This is a genomic window from Rhodopseudomonas sp. G2_2311 (assembly GCF_047501505.1).
In the GTDB taxonomy this organism is placed as follows: Bacteria; Pseudomonadota; Alphaproteobacteria; order Rhizobiales; family Xanthobacteraceae; genus Rhodopseudomonas; species Rhodopseudomonas palustris_H.
This window is the reverse complement of sequence record NZ_JAZDRK010000003.1, coordinates 226,475-242,479: the sequence shown is the minus strand read 5'-3', so window position 1 is coordinate 242,479 and position 16,005 is coordinate 226,475. Positions and strand designations below refer to the sequence as shown.

Below are 16,005 nucleotides of genomic sequence, written 5' to 3'. Positions count from 1 at the left end.
GGCCGCAAGGAATACCTCCCGGAGGTCCAACGGGCTGGGATCATGTCGTTAGCCGCTTTCGCCTCCGCCGTCCTGGCGCTGCTGCTGGCCCCCGGGCCGACCAACACCCTGATCGGCGTCGCCGGGGCGCAGGGTGGGCTCGGCCGCGTCGCGCGGCTGCTGCCGGCCGAACTGCTCGGCTACCTGACGGCGATCCTGCCCCTCGCCTATCTCGGCGCCGACCTGATGGCGGAGCTGCCGGCCGCAGCTGTGATCGTGAACGTCGCCGCGGCTACCTGGGTGATGCTGCTGGCGGTGCGGCTGTGGCACCTGAATCCGTCCGGCGCGACCGGCGCCATCACGGCGCGGCGGGTCTATCTGACGACGTTGCTGAACCCCAAGGCGCTGATCTTCGCCTTAGTGCTGCTGCCTGCGCCGAGCGAACCCGACTTTGCCGCCAGACTGATGATGTTCTGCCTGATGGTCTTCGCGGTGGCGTTGCTGTGGGGCTTTGCCGGCACCATGACGCAGATCGGAGCCGGCGGCGCCGGCCGCCTGAGGCTGACGCAGCGGATCGCGTCGCTATGGCTGGCGCTGGTGTCGCTGTCGCTGATCGCCGGCGCGCTCACCACCGTCTGAACCGCCAGCGGCGTCTTCGGCGCGAACTACACCGGCCCGAGCACGCCGTCTTCGCGCATCATTTCGACCAGCATGCCCTCGCGCAGACCGCGATCGGCGACACGCAGCCGCGGCAGCGGGAACGCAGCGCGGACCGCATCGAGGATGGCGCAGCCGGCCAGCACCAGATCGGCCCGCTCATTGCCGATGCAATGATTATGCGCGCGGTCGTGATAACTCATGCTGCGCAGCTTCTCGACCGTGGCGCTGAGTTCGGCGTCGCTCATCCAGATGCCATCGACCCGCCGCCGGTCGTAGCGGATCAAGTCGAGATACAGACCGGCCAGCGTCGTCACCGTGCCCGAGGTACCGAGCAGGTGCATCCGGTCGAGATCGCCGCCATGCTGTGCGGCGAACGGCGCCACATGCTTGGCAACCTCGGCGACCATCGACGTGTAGGTCTCCGGCGTCACCACCTTGCCACCGAACGCTTCGGCCAGCGTGACGACGCCGAGCGGCACCGACATCCAGGCCTGAATCCGCGGCGGCACGTCGGGCCGATCCGGATCGCGGGCGATCCGCACCAATTCGCTGGAGCCGCCGCCGATATCGAACAGGATCGCACCGCGGCCGTTCGGATCGAGTAGCGGCGAGCAACCGGTCGCGGCGAGCCGCGCTTCGGTTTCGCGGCCGATGATCTCGAGCCGGATGCCGGTGGCGTGCGCGACCCTGTCACAAAACTCGTCGGCATTGCTGGCGGCGCGGCAGGCTTCGGTTGCAATCAGCCGCTGCCGCCTGGCTTTGCGTGCATCGATCTTCTCGCGGCATACCGCAAGCGCCGAGATCGCCCGTCCGATCGCCGCCTCGCTGATCCGGCCGGTGGTGGCAACGCCCTCTCCGAGCCGGATGATCCGCGAGAACGAGTCGATCACGCGAAAGCCGTCGCCCGCCGGCCGCGCAATCAGCAGCCGGCAGTTGTTGGTGCCGAGGTCGAGCGCGGCGTAAACGCCGTCGCCGTGGGACGCGGTGGCGTGCTCCTCCTCGGCGATCGCAACGATCGCGTGCGGATCCTCGCCAGGCAGCGAGCCTGGGCGAAGCCGCGTTTCGTCGTCCATCAAATTCGTCTTTCCGCGGCCGTGCACAGCCGACGTCGAAATCATCATTCACGGAAAGTTTAGCAGCGCACCGCCCCGGCGCAACCCACCTGCGGGCGAAGCATGCGGTTTCGTGCGTTGTGGCGTGTGGGCGGCTGCGCTATCCGTTGTGACTATCACACTGACATTCCCCGCGCAGAATCGCCGCCCCACGCGGCCTTTTCCCGTCCCGCGCGCCTCTCAAGCCGGAACTCAGCCTCATGCAGGACCGCCCCGCCAACGCGTCGCTCGACACCTCCCTCGCGCTGCACAAATTCGGCGTGGGCCAGCCGGTCCGGCGCAAGGAGGACGAGACGCTGCTGCGCGGCAAGGGCCGCTACACCGACGACTGCAATCTGCCGGGGCAGTTTTACGCCGTGATGGTGCGCAGTCCGCATCCGCACGGCATCATCCGCGGCATCGGCACTGAGGCCGCCAAGGCAATGCCTGGCGTCTGCGCGATCTACACCGGCGCCGACCTCGCCGTCGCCGGCTACGCGCCGTTCAGTTCCGGCCTGCCGCTCAAGAGCCGCGACGGCACGCCGCTGAAGCAAACCCATCACGGCGCGCTGGCCACCGACAAGGTGCGCTTCGTCGGCGAGCCCGTCGCGTTTGTGGTCGCCAAGACGCTGGCGCAGGCGCGCGATGCCGCCGAAGCGGTCGAACTCGACATCGACCCGCTCCCCGCCGTCACCGATGCAGAAGCCGCGATGCAGCCCGGCGCGCCCCAGCTCTACGATCACATCGAGAACAACGTCGCGCTCGACTATCACTTCGGCGACACCGCAGCCGTGAACGCAGCCTTCGCCGCGGCCGCGCACGTCACCACGCTGGATATCGAGAACACCCGCGTTGCCGCGGTGCCGATGGAGCCGCGGGTCGGGCTCGCCTCCTACGATCAGCAGAACGGCCGCTACACCATTCAGCTGCCGACCCAGGGCGTCTCCGGCAACCGCAATACGCTGGCCAAACTGCTCGGCGTGCCGACCGACAAGGTGCGGGTGCTGACCGGCCAGGTCGGCGGCTCATTCGGGATGAAGAACATTTCTTACCCCGAGTACATCTGCATCCTGCACGCCGCCAAGGCACTCGGCCGCCCGGTGAAGTGGACCGACGAGCGTTCGACCAGCTTTCTGTCCGACAGCCAGGGCCGCGGCCAGCAGATCCGCGCCGAACTGGCGCTGGATGCCGGCGGACGCTTCCTGGCGATCCGCCTGTCCGGCACTGGCAATCTCGGCGCCCAGATCACCGGCGTCGCGCCGCTGCCGCTGTCGCTCAACACCGGCAAGAATATCGGCAGCGTGTACCGGACACCGTTGCTCAGTGTCGATATCAAGTGCGTGGTCACCAACGTCACGCTGATGGGCGCCTATCGCGGCGCCGGCCGACCCGAAGCCAACTACTTCCTGGAGCGGCTGATCGATCGCGCCGCCGACGAGATGGGGATCGACCGCCTCACCCTGCGCAAGCGCAACTTCATCAAGCCGACGCAGATGCCGTTCACCGCCTGCTCCGGCGTGACCTACGACAGCGGCGACTTCGCCGGCGTATTCGGACAGGCGCTGGAGCTGTCCGACTATGACGGCTTCGCCAAGCGCAAGAAGGATGCGCGCAAGGCCGGCAAGCTGCGCGGCATCGCGGTCGGCTCGTATCTCGAAGTGACGGCGCCGCCGAACCCCGAACTCGGCAAGATCGTGTTCGAAGAAGGCGGCACGGTGCGGCTGATCACCGGCACGCTCGACTACGGCCAGGGCCATGCGACGCCGTTCGCGCAGGTGCTCAGCACGTTTCTCGGCGTGCCGTTCGAACGCATCCGGCTCGAACAGGGCGACAGCGATATCGTCCACACCGGCAACGGCACCGGCGGATCGCGTTCGATCACCGCCAGCGGCATGGCGATCGTCGAGGCGTCGCAAAAGGTGATCGCCAAGGGCAAGAGCGCCGCGGCGCATCTCTTGGAAACCGCCGAAGCCGACATCGAATTTGCCGACGGCCGCTTCACCGTCGCCGGCACCGACCGCAGCATCGGCATCATGGACCTGGCGCAGCGGCTACGCGGCGCCGAGCTGCCGGAGGGCGTCCCCTCCTCGCTCGATGTCGATCACACCACCGAAGGCGTCCCCTCCGCCTTCCCCAACGGCTGCCATGTCGCCGAGGTCGAGATCGATCCGGACACCGGCGTCACCCGCGTGGTGCGCTACACCGCGGTCAATGATTTCGGCACCGTGGTCAATCCGATGATCGTCGCCGGTCAGCTCCATGGCGGCGTCGCCCAAGGCATCGGCCAGGCGCTGATGGAGAAGATCTCATACAACGCCGACGGCCAGCCGATCACCGGCTCGCTGCAGGACTACGCGTTGCCGCGCGCCGAGGACATCCCGCTGATGACGGTCGGCGATCACCCGGTGCCCGCCAAGACCAATCCGCTCGGCACCAAGGGCTGCGGCGAAGCCGGCTGCGCCGGCTCCCTTGCGACCATCGTCAACGCCGCGCTCGATGCGCTGAAGGATTACGGCGTGACGACGCTCGACATGCCGCTGACGCCTGAGAAGGTGTGGCGCGCGATCCATGAGGCGAAGGCGAGGACGGCGGCGTAGTCCACCCCCGTCATCGCCCGCGCATGCGGGGAATGACGCTGTACTTGTGGCACTGCGCCTCCTCAAACCAGATCGTCATGCGCGGGCTTGACCCGCTTGCGCGGCCGTAGCCGCTCCGGCGCGGCGAAGGTCCGCGCATCCATCGCGCGCGCAGGCGCGCAACTGACAGCACTTACCGAAGAAGATGGGTCGCCGGGTCGAGCCCGGCGACGACGTCTGTTGTGCTGCGAGGACGTTGCCTCGTTGTCAGAGGGCTACTCTCTACTCCGCCTTCACCAGCGGGCAACCGCCGTCTTTCAGCGGGCGGAAGGCCTGGTCGCCGGGGACTTCGGCGAGGACTTTGTAGTAGTCCCACGGCGCCTTGGATTCTTCCGGCTTCTTGACCTCGAACAGGAACATCGAGTGCACCATGCGGCCGTCCTCACGCAGGAAGCCGTTGTCGGTGAAGGCGTCGCGCACCGGCAGTTCGCGCATCTTCGCCAGCACCGTCTTGGTGTCCTTGCTGTTCGCCGCCTTCACCGCCTTCAAATAGTGCAGTGTCGCGCTGTAGGTCGCGGCCTGGTTCATCGTCGGCATCCGCTTCATGCGTTCGAAGTACTTCTTGCCGAACTCGCGGGTGCGGTCGTTGAGGTCCCAATAATACGCCTCGGTGATGATCAGGCCGTTGGCCATCTTCAGACCCAGGCTGTGGATGTCGGAGATGAACATCACGATGCCGGCGAGCTTCTGCCCGCCGGTGACGATGCCGAATTCAGCCGCCTGCTTGATGGTGTTGATGGTGTCGCCGCCGCCATTGGCCATGCCGATGATCTTGGCCTTCGACGACTGCGCTTGCAGCAGGAACGAGGAGAAGTCGGCGTTGTTCAAGGGATGCCGCGCGCTGCCGAGCACCTTGCCGCCCGCCGCCTTCACTACCTCGCCGGTGTCGCGTTCGATCGAATGGCCGAACAGATAGTCCGCGGTGATGAAGAACCAGGTGTCGCCGCCGTTCTTGACGATCGCCGAGCCGACGGTGTGGGCGTTCGAATAGGTGTCGTAGGTCCAGTGCGCGGTATAGGGCGAGCACGATTTGCCGGTGATGTCCGACGACGCCGCGTCGGTGACGATCATGATCTTCTCGAACTTCTTCGACATCTCCATCGCGGCAAGCGCGGTGGCCGAGGTCGGCAGATCGACGATCATGTCGACGTTTTCGTTCTCGTACCATTTGCGCGCCAGCGACGCGGCGATGTCCGGCTTGTTCTGCACGTCCGCCGAGATGAACTCGATCGGCTTGCCGAACATCGTGCCGCCCATCTCCTCGATCGCCATCTTGGCGGCTTCGACGTTGCCCTGGCCTCCGATGTCGGAATACACCGACTGGAAATCGCCGAGCAGACCGATCTTGAGCGGAGCCTGTTGCTGCGCGAAGGCGGGTGCGCCGAGCAGCAGCGGCGCGGCCAGCATGATCGCTGCCGCCCGTTGAACGAGTGTCATGTTTCCTCCGGAATGATTTTTTGATTTGTTATCAGTTCGGCCGTATCGCCGGCTCCCGCGCATGAATGGATGTGCCCCCGCCCTCCTGGTTGCTGTGATCGTCGGCAAGCATTCTCGCTGCACCCGCCTGCAAGGCGAGAGGGGGCAGAACGTCGCATGACGTCGCCACCATCCGCCTGACGGAATAAACGTCTGCTACGCGGCCGCCTGCTGTCGCGGGGCGAAGATCGCGACGTGGTGACAATGCGCCACCGGCCGGTCGCCATTCGCCACGATCAGCGCGTCGAATTCGGCGAAGCGGTGGCCCTTCTTGTCGTAGTTGGCGACCACCCTGGCCCGAGCGGTGAGCACGTCGTCGCCGCGCGCCGCGGCGAGCAACTGCATCTTCGATCCGACATGGATCCACGGCCCGAGCACGACATTGTCGACCAGCACGCGGTTCATGATCCGCTGCAGCGTGCCGGGATGGATCAAGTCATCGCTCTGGTAGATCGGATCGGTCTCGCGGATCTCGTCGAGATACGCGTGCAGCTTCGCCCCGCCCCAGCTGACCGGTGCGGTGCCGAACCAGTGCCCTTCGGGAAACGACTGCGCGCCGACCGGCGGCCTGGTCGTCGCCGCGGCTGTCTCCGGATAGGCGGACAGATCGACCGCTGGCGCCTGCGCCGGCAGTGATGCGCTGCCGGTGGCACAGAGCTCGCCGCGGCTCTCGACCGCGAGCGTGATGGCCTCGCCCTGCTCCTCGCCCGTCACCGTCGCGGTCTCGCCGTCATACACCGGCTTGACGAACCGCGCCTCGATCAGCCCGCGCTCCAGGAAGTCCCGGCCCCAGCGGGCGATCGGCAGATGCATCATGTAGGCCATCACCTCGACCCCGGGCACCAGGCCGCCGGTGAAGCCGAAGCGGCGGGCCACGGTGTCGTCGTGCATCTTGTTTTCGGATTGTTTGGCGGTGTTGAAGGCGCTGACGCGCCAGGGCGCAAGCGATGCGGCCATGGTGTCTCCCGGTTTGCCCGACCTTGTTGGCGATCGTTGCCGGCGATGCTACGCCACTGCGCCGGCAACGCAAGGCCGCCCAGAGAACCGCACACCGCCCGATGACCGACGCCCTCACCCGCATCTATGTCGACGCCGACGCCTGTCCGGTGAAGGACGAGGTGTACAAGGTGGCCGAGCGTCACCATCTTCCGGTGACGGTGGTGGCCGGCGGCTTCATCCGGGTGCCGCAGCATCCGCTGATCGAGCGTGTCGCCGCCGGTTCCGGCATGGATGCGGCCGACGACTGGATTGCGGAGCGGATCAAACCGGGCGATATCGTCGTCACCGCGGACATTCCGCTGGCGAGCCGCTGCGTCAAAGCGGGCGCCACCGCGATCGCTCCGAACGGCAAGCCGTTCACCGAGGAGTCGATCGGCATGACGCTGGCGGTGCGCAATCTGATGACCGATCTGCGCTCGACCGGCGAGATCACCGGCGGCCCGCGCGCGTTTTCGCCGCGCGACCGCTCCACCTTTCTTTCGGCGCTCGACAGCGCGATCCGCAGGATCGCGCGCCGCAGGGCCGCTCCGACCTGATGGACCGACCATGGCGCCGCCGCTGATCCAACTGAAAGACATCGCGCTGACCTTCGGCGGCGCCGCGCTGTTCGACGGCGTCGAACTCGCCGTCTCAGCCGGCGACCGGCTTTGCCTGATCGGCCGCAACGGCTCCGGCAAATCGACGCTTTTGAAGATCGTCGCCGGCCTGATCGAGCCCGACCGCGGCAGCCGCTTCGTGCAGCCCGGCGCCACCGTGCGCTATCTGCCGCAGGAGCCGGATTTCAACGGCTTCGCCACCACGCTGGCTTATGTCGAGGCCGGGCTCGCGCCGGGCGACGATCACTATCAGGCCGCCTATCTGCTCGAGCAGCTCGGCCTGCACGGCGACGAGAATCCGGCCAATCTCTCCGGCGGCGAGGCCCGGCGCGCGGCGCTGGCGCGGATTCTCGCGCCCGATCCCGACATCCTGCTGCTCGACGAGCCGACCAACCATCTCGACCTGACCACGATCGAATGGTTGGAAAACGATCTCGCCCAGCGCAGATGCGCGATCGTGATGATCAGCCACGACCGTCGCTTCCTCACCAACCTGTCGCGCGCCACCGCCTGGCTCGACCGCGGCGTGATCCGCCAGATCGACCGCGGCTTCTCGCAGTTCGAAAGCTGGCGCGACGACGTGCTGGCCGAAGAAGAGCGCGATCAGCACAAGCTCGACCGCAAGATCGTGATGGAAGAGCACTGGCTGCGCTACGGCGTCTCCGGCCGCCGCAAGCGCAACGTCAAGCGGCTCGCCGGCCTGCACGAGCTGCGCGCGCAGCGCCGCGACTATCGCGGCCCAACTGGCGCCGCCTCGCTCGCCGCGGCGGAAGCCGACAAGTCAGGCAAGCTGGTGATCGAAGCCAAGTCGATCAACAAGGCCTGGGGCGACCGGCCGATCGTCGATGCGTTCTCGATCCGGATTAATCGCGGCGACCGCGTCGGCATCGTCGGCCCGAACGGCGCCGGCAAGACCACGCTGATCAGCCTGCTGACCGGCGCGCTTGCCCCCGACAGCGGGACGGTGCGGCTCGGCACCAATCTGGAGATCGCCACGCTCGATCAGAGCCGCGACAGCCTGGACCCGAAATCGACGCTGAGCGATGCACTGACCGGCGGCCGCGGCGACCAGGTGATGGTCGGCGGCAAGCCGCGCCACGTGATCGGCTACATGAAGGACTTCCTGTTCACTCAGGAACAGGCCCGTACCCCGCTGGAAGCGCTGTCCGGCGGCGAACGCGGCCGGCTGATGCTGGCGCGCTCGCTGGCGAAACCGTCGAACCTCTTGGTGCTCGACGAGCCGACCAACGACCTCGACCTCGAAACCCTCGACGTGCTCGAGGAGATGCTCGGCGACTACGACGGCACGGTGATCCTGATCAGCCACGACCGCGACTTCCTCGACCGCGTCGTCACCTCGGTGATCGCGCCGGACGGCGGCGGCAAATGGATCGAATATGCCGGCGGCTATTCCGACATGCTGGCGCAGCGCGGCGCCGACCTGACCCGGCAGCCGGCCAAGGCCGCCGCGACCGAGCCGACGGCCGCGAAGGCGGCGCCCTCGCCCGCCGCCGCGCCTGCGCCGAAGCGCAAGCTGAGCTTCAACGAGAAGCACGCGCTGGAGACGCTGCCGAAGACCATCGCCAAGCTGGAAGCCGAGATCGCGAACTTGCAGAAGCAGCTCGACGATCCGCAGCTCTATGCCAAGGACCGCGCCAAGTTCGACAAGGTCTCGGCCGCGATGGCCAAGGCGCACGACGAGCTGCACGCCGCCGAGCAGCGCTGGCTCGAGCTGGAGATGCTGCGCGAAGAGATCGAAAGCGCCTGACCCGGGCTCCTCCGAAGCCTTGAACGGTATTTAATCACCACGCCGACCGAGCGGTTGACTCTGCACGTGCGTGAGTTTATATCTACATTTGTAGATATTAGCCATGACAGCTGTTCCGACCCCATCCCGTCGCCCACGTGGCCGCCGCCCCTCCGGGGCGCCGAGCGGCCGCGCCGCCCTGCTCACCGCCGCGACCCGCGCCTTCGCCGAACTCGGCTTCGAGCGCGCGGATCTGCGCAGCATCGCCAAAGCCGCCGACGTCGATACCGGTCTGATCCGGATCCATTTCGGCGACAAGGCAGCGCTATGGCTCGCCTGCCTCGACGCGGTGACCCAGGAAGCCGCGCCGATCATGGCGGTGATGACCAAGCTTTCCACCGAAACCGATCGCCCGGCCTACGACCGGCTGCGCGAGGCGATCGAGACCTTCGTGGCCTTCGGCATCGCCCATCCGGAAGTCCGCCAGTTCGTCGCGCAGCACGCCGCCGAAACGCCGGAGCGCGCCGCGCTGCTGATCGATCGGCTCGCACGTCCCGCTTATCTGTCGATCCGCGATCTGGTGCAGGCCGGCATCGATTGCGGCGTGGTGCGGACGCCGCATCCGGCGCTGTTCTTCCTGCTGCTCAGCAACTCGGTGCATCAGCCGCACTCGGTGCCGGTGCTGCTCAACGAGATCGCGCCGGACATCGCCCCCGCCGAAGCGCCGTCCCTGCTGGCGCGCAGCATCGTCGCGACCTTTCTGCATTCCCCCACCTCGTGAAGGACCAGACCATGACTGCTTCAGCCGATCATTCCGCTCGCCGCTTCAGGCTCCGCATCGCTTCGCTCGCGGCCGCAGCGCTGTGCGCGACCGTGACGGTGAACGCGGCCTCGGCGCAAGGGACGCCGGAGGAGCGCCGCGCCTGCAGGCCCGACGTGATGCGGCTGTGCCGCTCCGAAATTCCCGATGTGCCGGCCATCACCGCCTGCCTGATCGCCAAGCGCACCCAGCTCAGCCAGGCCTGCTCGCTGGTGATGTTCCCGAACCGCCACAGCGACGCGACGCATAGCCGGGCGAACCGTCCGGTCGTGACGCAATAACCACGCGGCGTCAGGCGCGTTGCAGCCAGCGCAGCGCGCCGCGGCCGGCCATCACGCCGGTCGCAAAGCAGGCCGTGAGCAGATAGCCGCCGGTCGGCGCTTCCCAGTCGAGCATCTCGCCGGCGGCGAACACGCCGGGCAGTTTGCGCAGCATGTAGTCCGCGTCGATCTCACCGAGTGCAATGCCGCCCGCGGTCGAGATCGCCTTGGCGATCGGCGCGGTGGCAACTAAGCGCACCGGCACGGCATTGATTAGTGCGGCGAGCTGATCGGCCGGCAGCGTCGCGAGCGCAACGCCCGTTCCATGCGCGGCTTCCTGCAGCAGACCGATGCCGGCCGGCGACAGCCCCGCGGCTTTGCGCAAATACGTCGACAGCGACTGCTTGCCCCTCGGCTTCGCTAATCGCGCCGCGAGATCAGCTATGCTGAGATCCGGCCGCAGCGCGATCGACAGCCGCGCTTGGCCCTCGGCCAGGATCGCATCGCGCAACACTGCCGAGATCGCATAGATCGCGCCGCCTTCGATGCCGTCGCGGGTGATCACTGCCTCGCCGCGTACGGTGCGTGCGCCGAACGACAACGCGACGTTCTTCAGCGGCGCGCCCTGATACTTGTCCGCGAACAGCGCCGACCACTGCGCGACGAAACCGCAATTCGCCGGCCGCAGCGGCGTAATCGTGACGCCTCTGGCGGCGAGCAGATCGCTCCAGCTTCCATCCGAACCGAGCCGCGGCCAGCTGGCGCCGCCGAGCGCCAGCACCGTCGCCCGCGCCGCGATGCTGCGCGGACCATCCGCTGTGTCGAACGACAGACGCCCCTCGCCGTCCCATCCGGTCCAGCGATGCTTCAGGCGGAGCTGCACGCCCAGCGCATCGAGCCGGCGCAGCCAGGCGCGCAGCAGCGGCGAGGCCTTCATCGCCACCGGAAACACCCGCCCGCTGGAGCCGACGAAGGTCGGCTGCCCGAGATCATCGGCCCAGGCGCGCAGTTGCTCGGGGCCGAACGCCTCGAGCGCTGGAGTCAGCCACGCCTGCGCCGCGCTGTAGCGCGACAGGAAGTCGGGCATCGCTTCGCTGTGCGTGAGATTGAGGCCGCCGCGCCCGGCCAACAGAAATTTCCGCGCCGGTGCCCCCATGCCGTCGAACACGATGACGCGCATGCCGCCAAGCGCGAGCTGCTCGGCCGCCATCAGTCCGGCCGGCCCGGCGCCGATCACAGCGGCGTCGATGTCGAGAATGTCAGCCACCACGGCTGCCTGCGATGAAAATCATCCGGCGCTTATACACCAACCGGGATCGGCGTAGAGATTCCGGGTTCACGCCTTCGGCGTGCCCCGGAATGACTCGTGGAGAGATAATGCGTCATTCCGGGGCGCTCGCGCTCAGCGAGCGAACCCGGAATCCGGAGCTGTTCTGCGACTCAAACCGAGCCGCAGCCCCCTCACATCTTGATGCCGAGCCTCGCTGCGGCCTGGGCCACGTACTTCTGCGTCTGCTGGAACGCACCTTCGAGCGCCTGGGCCTTGGAGTCGTCACTGATCTCGGCGAAGTGCGCCGCGATCGCGTCGGCGGTCCATTCGGATTCCGGCAGGTTGATGCCTTCCGTCTCGACGATCTTGATCTGCGCGAACGAGCCGGCACCGGCGCCGAGCGTGGTGCGGGTCGGCGCGTTCTCGCTGAGCAGGAACAGCACCGCGGGCGTGATCGCCTCCGGCTTCATCAGCTGCAGCGCCTGCGGCGGCAGCAGCTCCTCGGTCATACGGGTCGCGGCGGTCGGCGAAACCGTGTTGACGCGGATGTCGGTCTTGCGGCCTTCCTGCGCCAGCACGTTCATCAAGCCGACGATGCCGGCCTTCGCGGCGCCGTAGTTGGCCTGGCCGAAATTGCCGAACATGCCCGACGACGAGGTGGTCAGCACGATGCGGCCGTAGTTGCGCTCCTTCATGCCATCCCACACCGCCTTGCAGCAGTAGAACGTGCCGGCGAGATGCACGTCGATCACCTTCTGGAAATCGCTCAGCTCCATCTTGCCGAACGACTTGTCGCGCAGGATGCCGGCGTTGGCGACCAGCAGGTCGACGCTGCCCCACTCCTTGGTCGCCTTGGCAACCATCGCCTGGACCTGTTCGTAGTTCGACACATCGGCGCCGTCGGCCATCGCGGTGCCGCCAGCCTTCTTGATTTCTTCGACCACCGTCTCTGCCGCGGTCATCGAACCGCCGGTGCCGTCACGCGCGCCGCCGAAATCGTTCACCACCACCTTGGCGCCGAGCGCCGCGAGACCCAGCGCATGCGCGCGGCCGAGACCGTTGCCCGCGCCGGTGACGATGGCGACGCGTCCGTCGAACCTGATAGCCATGTGTGTTGCTTCCCCGGATTATTGTTCGAAGTAGATCAGGCCGAGCCAATCGGCCACGAGCGCGGAGCGTTTCTCGCCCTCGATTTCGACGTTGACGCTGGTACGCGACAACAATTCGCCCGGCTTGCGCATAGTGGCTTCAGCCAGCATGAAACGGCCACGCACACGCGACCCCGCCTTTACGGGCGAGATGAAGCGCAGACGGTCGAAGCCGTAATTGACGCCCATGGTGACGCCCTTGATCTTCGGCATCGCCTCGTAGGAAAACACGCTCAGCATCGACAGCGTCAGAAAGCCGTGAGCGATCGTGGTGCCGAACGGCGTCTCGCGCGCGGCGCGCTCCGGATCGACGTGAATATACTGCCAATCCTCGGTGCAATCGGCGAACTGATCGATCCGCTTCTGATCGAGCACATGCCATTCCGACACGCCGATCTCGGTGCCGACCAGCTTCATATAGGCGTCGAGTTCCAGTTCAGTGCTCATTCCAACCTCGTTGTTCCGCGCTGCACTTTCCACATCGCGAAACCCGCGCCAAGCGAAATCTTCGCGCGGCGCGGGTGCAGAACATTCCGTGTTACGGGAGCAAAGCCACCCTGCCGATCGCCTTGCGGTCGATCAGCAAACGCATCGCCGGTGCCCACTCGGAGAGCGGCAAGCGATGCGACACGTTGGGCCGAAGCACGCCTTTGGCGGCGAGTTCGAGCAGCTTGGCGGTGCGCTGCTCGCCGCGCGCCGGATCGCGCCGCACCGCCTCGCCGGCGCGGACGCCGATCACGCTTGCGCCCTTCATCAGGATCAGGTTGGTGCGAGCGAGCCCGATGCCGCCGGTGAAGCCGACCACCAGCAACCGCGCGCCCCAATTGATACAGCGCACGCTGTCTTCGAAGATCTGGCCGCCGACCGGATCGAACACCACGTCGGCACCGCGGCCCTCGGTGATGCGCTTCACCGCATCCTTGAACGGTTCGGCGCCATAGAGGATGCCATGGTCGGCGCCGCGCTGCCGCGCCACCGCGAGCTTCTCTTCGCTCGACGCCGCCGCGATCACAGTGGCGCCGAGATACTTGCCGACCTCGACCGCCGCGAGCCCGACGCCGCCACCGGCGCCGTGCACCAGCAGCACTTCGCCCGGCTGCAGCTGGCCACGCTCGACCAGGCCGTGCCAGGCGGTGCCATGGCCGGCCAGATAAGTCGCAGCTTCGGCGAAATCGAAATTCGCCGGCGCCGGCGCCAGCTGCGAGGCCGCAGCCACCACCTCTTCGGCATAGGCGCCGAACCGAAGCTTGACGATCACCCGATCGCCGAGCTTCACGTTTGCAACATCAGCGCCGAGTTCGATGATCTCGCCGGCCGCTTCCATGCCGGGAATGAACGGCAGCTCCGGCTTGAGCTGATACTCGCCGGCGCACATCAGGATGTCGGGGAAGTTGATGCCGGCGGCGCGGATCGCGACCCGCACCGCACCAGACTTCAACGCCTTGCGTTCGATCTGTTCCAGCCGCAGCGACTCGGGAGGTCCGAGTTCGCGGCACACCACAGCCTTCGGCATCAGGCGGCACCCGCCTTGCGACGCGCCAGCGCCTCGCGCACCAGTGGCAGCCGGTCGTTACCAAAATACATGTCGGTCTTGTCCACAAAGATGGTCGGCGATCCGAAGCCGCCGCGTGCCATCACCTCGTCGGTGTTGTCCTTAAGCTGGTCCTTGATGCTCTGCTCCGCGATCGCGGCGAAGAATGCCTGCGGGTCGAGGCCGCACCGGGCGCAGATTGCGGTCAGCACATCGTCCTTGGAGATGTCCTGATCGTCACCCCAATACGCTTCGAACACCGCGGTCGCAAACGGCACCATCGCGTCGGGCTTGTCGCGCAGCAACCAGAGACAGCCGCGCATCGCCTTGACGCTGTTCACCGGAAACACGCTGGGCGGCATCTTGATCGGAAGGCCCGCCGAGCGCGCCCAATCCGACAGGTCCTTGACCATGTAGCGCGCCTTCAGCGGCACCGGCGTCTTGCGGGATTCGTACACACTCGGATTGACCGAGTTGAAGATGCCGCCGACCAGGATCGGCCGCCAGGTGATCTCCTCGCCCAACTCTTTCGCCAGCGGCTGGATGTTGTGAAAGGCGAGATACGTCCAAGGACTGGAACAGTCGAAGAAGAATTCGAGCATCGGCGTTTCCTTTTCTTGGTTGTTGTTATTTGTCTTCGTAGTCATCGTCGATTTTGATGGTGATTTGGTCCCGTTCTAAGCGATCAAACTCTCGTTCGTCATTCCGGGGCGCGCGCAGCGCGAACCCGGAATCCATAACCCCTGGCCTCTCGATGAAGCACAGCGCAACCGATGCCCTGCTCAACCGCAAACGCTGCGGCGTATGGATTCCGGGCTCGCGCAGCTTCGCCGCGCGCCCCGGAATGACGAACGCTGAGTTCGTGCACGACATCGCTACGCTACCACCGTCATCCCCCGCGGATGCGGGGGATCAAGTATTGCAGAGCGCAGACGTTCGGCAACGGACGCTCGGGAATACTGGGTCGCCCGGACGAGCCGGGCGATGACGTCGATGATCGGGAATGCGCCAGAAGCTGATCGTGCGCCCATCCCTGTGTCGCGCCTTGCGCTGTGCCGCATCATCACTGCTGCTGCGCGCTCTGCGCCTGGGCGTCGGCATGCGCCGGCTTGTCGACGCCGAACAGCAGCTTGCGGGCCTGCTCGTCCATCGGCTTCTTGTCCTCCTTGCCGAGGGCGAGACCGGCCTGCAGCTTGGGCCGGGCGCGCAACGTCGCGTACCAGCGCTTGATGTTGGGATAGTCGTCGAGCGTCAAGCCCTGCGCCTTGTGGGTCATAATCCAGGGAAAGCAGGCGATGTCCGCGATCGAGTAGTCGCCGGCGATATAGTCGCGATCGGCCAGCCGCTGATCGAGCACGCCGTACAACCGCTTCGCTTCACGGCTGTAGCGGTCGATCGCGTACGGAATCTTCTCCGGCGCATACAGCAGGAAGTGGCCGTTCTGCCCGAGCATCGGCCCGAGCCCGGCCATCTGCCACATCAGCCACTGCATCACCTCAAATCGGGCGCGCGTCTCGGTCGGCATCAGCTGCCCGGATTTCTCCGCCAGATAGATCAGGATCGCCCCGCTCTCGAACACCGACAGCGGCACGCCGCCGCCGGTCGGCGCGTGATCGACGATCGCCGGCATGCGTCCGTTGGGGCTGAGCTTGAGGAATTCCGGCTGGTGCTGATCGCCGCGGCCGAGCTGCATCGGCACCACCTTGTAAGGCAGGCCGCACTCTTCCAGCATGATCGAGATCTTCCAGCCGTTCGGCGTCGGCGCGTAATACAGATCGATCATGGCGGCAGG

At 66.6% G+C, this 16,005-nt stretch carries 15 protein-coding genes; 6 read left to right on the top strand and 9 right to left on the bottom strand.

The genetic code is table 11. The features are described from left to right. The first annotated feature begins 42 nt into the window (after nucleotides 1-42). Nucleotides 43-618, top strand: coding sequence for a hypothetical protein (locus VRZ08_RS06560; protein ID WP_414532030.1), 576 nt, complete (start codon nucleotides 43-45; stop codon nucleotides 616-618). Between the two features lie 26 nt (nucleotides 619-644). Here VRZ08_RS06560 and VRZ08_RS06555 read toward each other — a convergent pair whose 3' ends face one another. Further along, nucleotides 645-1,712, bottom strand: a complete 1,068-nt coding sequence (locus tag VRZ08_RS06555; RefSeq protein ID WP_107357486.1) for a Ppx/GppA phosphatase family protein — start codon at nucleotides 1,710-1,712, stop codon at nucleotides 645-647. 239 nt (nucleotides 1,713-1,951) lie between these two features. Between VRZ08_RS06555 and VRZ08_RS06550 the strand changes: the two genes are divergently transcribed. Then, on the top strand, nucleotides 1,952-4,327 hold the full coding sequence (locus VRZ08_RS06550) for a xanthine dehydrogenase family protein molybdopterin-binding subunit (protein WP_414532029.1): 2,376 nt from the start codon (nucleotides 1,952-1,954) through the stop codon (nucleotides 4,325-4,327). A gap of 261 nt (nucleotides 4,328-4,588) precedes the next feature. Here VRZ08_RS06550 and VRZ08_RS06545 read toward each other — a convergent pair whose 3' ends face one another. Both VRZ08_RS06545 and VRZ08_RS06540 read right to left on the bottom strand, forming a co-directional pair. Further along, a complete protein-coding gene (locus tag VRZ08_RS06545; RefSeq protein ID WP_263991534.1) occupies nucleotides 4,589-5,803 on the bottom strand; it encodes an ABC transporter substrate-binding protein in 1,215 nt (404 codons plus the stop codon). Between the two features lie 195 nt (nucleotides 5,804-5,998). Beyond that, nucleotides 5,999-6,799 (bottom strand): hypothetical protein, encoded by an 801-nt coding sequence (locus VRZ08_RS06540; protein ID WP_414532028.1) that lies wholly within the window; start codon nucleotides 6,797-6,799, stop codon nucleotides 5,999-6,001. Nucleotides 6,800-6,900: 101 nt separating this feature from the next. On the opposite strand from VRZ08_RS06540, the gene VRZ08_RS06535 reads away from it, so the two are divergent. The 4 genes from VRZ08_RS06535 to VRZ08_RS06520 all read left to right on the top strand — a co-directional run bounded on the left by VRZ08_RS06535 (nucleotide 6,901) and on the right by VRZ08_RS06520 (nucleotide 10,285). Then, the gene (locus VRZ08_RS06535) at nucleotides 6,901-7,377 is read left to right on the top strand and encodes a YaiI/YqxD family protein (RefSeq protein ID WP_414532027.1); all 477 of its coding nucleotides are present in this window, start codon (nucleotides 6,901-6,903) and stop codon (nucleotides 7,375-7,377) included. 10 nt (nucleotides 7,378-7,387) lie between these two features. Further along, entirely contained in the window at nucleotides 7,388-9,205 is a 1,818-nt protein-coding gene (locus VRZ08_RS06530) for an ABC-F family ATP-binding cassette domain-containing protein (RefSeq protein ID WP_414532026.1), read from the top strand. A gap of 103 nt (nucleotides 9,206-9,308) precedes the next feature. Next, nucleotides 9,309-9,965 carry a TetR/AcrR family transcriptional regulator gene (locus tag VRZ08_RS06525; protein WP_414532025.1) on the top strand — a complete coding sequence of 219 codons (657 nt, stop codon included), beginning with the start codon at nucleotides 9,309-9,311 and terminating at the stop codon, nucleotides 9,963-9,965. A gap of 11 nt (nucleotides 9,966-9,976) precedes the next feature. Beyond that, the gene (locus tag VRZ08_RS06520) at nucleotides 9,977-10,285 is read left to right on the top strand and encodes a hypothetical protein (RefSeq protein ID WP_107357485.1); all 309 of its coding nucleotides are present in this window, start codon (nucleotides 9,977-9,979) and stop codon (nucleotides 10,283-10,285) included. Nucleotides 10,286-10,295: 10 nt separating this feature from the next. On the opposite strand, the gene VRZ08_RS06515 is transcribed toward VRZ08_RS06520, so the two are convergent. From VRZ08_RS06515 to VRZ08_RS06490, 6 genes are all read right to left on the bottom strand, one after another. After that, nucleotides 10,296-11,531 carry an NAD(P)/FAD-dependent oxidoreductase gene (locus VRZ08_RS06515; RefSeq protein ID WP_414532024.1) on the bottom strand — a complete coding sequence of 412 codons (1,236 nt, stop codon included), beginning with the start codon at nucleotides 11,529-11,531 and terminating at the stop codon, nucleotides 10,296-10,298. 194 nt (nucleotides 11,532-11,725) lie between these two features. Continuing rightward, nucleotides 11,726-12,643 (bottom strand): SDR family NAD(P)-dependent oxidoreductase, encoded by a 918-nt coding sequence (locus tag VRZ08_RS06510; RefSeq protein ID WP_414532023.1) that lies wholly within the window; start codon nucleotides 12,641-12,643, stop codon nucleotides 11,726-11,728. Nucleotides 12,644-12,661: 18 nt separating this feature from the next. Continuing rightward, nucleotides 12,662-13,129 carry a MaoC family dehydratase gene (locus VRZ08_RS06505; protein WP_107355337.1) on the bottom strand — a complete coding sequence of 156 codons (468 nt, stop codon included), beginning with the start codon at nucleotides 13,127-13,129 and terminating at the stop codon, nucleotides 12,662-12,664. A gap of 91 nt (nucleotides 13,130-13,220) precedes the next feature. Continuing rightward, nucleotides 13,221-14,195, bottom strand: coding sequence for an NADPH:quinone oxidoreductase family protein (locus VRZ08_RS06500; protein ID WP_414532022.1), 975 nt, complete (start codon nucleotides 14,193-14,195; stop codon nucleotides 13,221-13,223). Next, nucleotides 14,195-14,815 carry a 2-hydroxychromene-2-carboxylate isomerase gene (locus tag VRZ08_RS06495; RefSeq protein ID WP_414532021.1) on the bottom strand — a complete coding sequence of 207 codons (621 nt, stop codon included), beginning with the start codon at nucleotides 14,813-14,815 and terminating at the stop codon, nucleotides 14,195-14,197. The genes VRZ08_RS06500 and VRZ08_RS06495 overlap by 1 nt, the downstream gene beginning before the upstream one ends. Before the next feature lie 461 nt (nucleotides 14,816-15,276). Then, nucleotides 15,277-15,996 (bottom strand): glutathione binding-like protein, encoded by a 720-nt coding sequence (locus tag VRZ08_RS06490; protein ID WP_414532020.1) that lies wholly within the window; start codon nucleotides 15,994-15,996, stop codon nucleotides 15,277-15,279. Nucleotides 15,997-16,005: the final 9 nt, after the last annotated feature.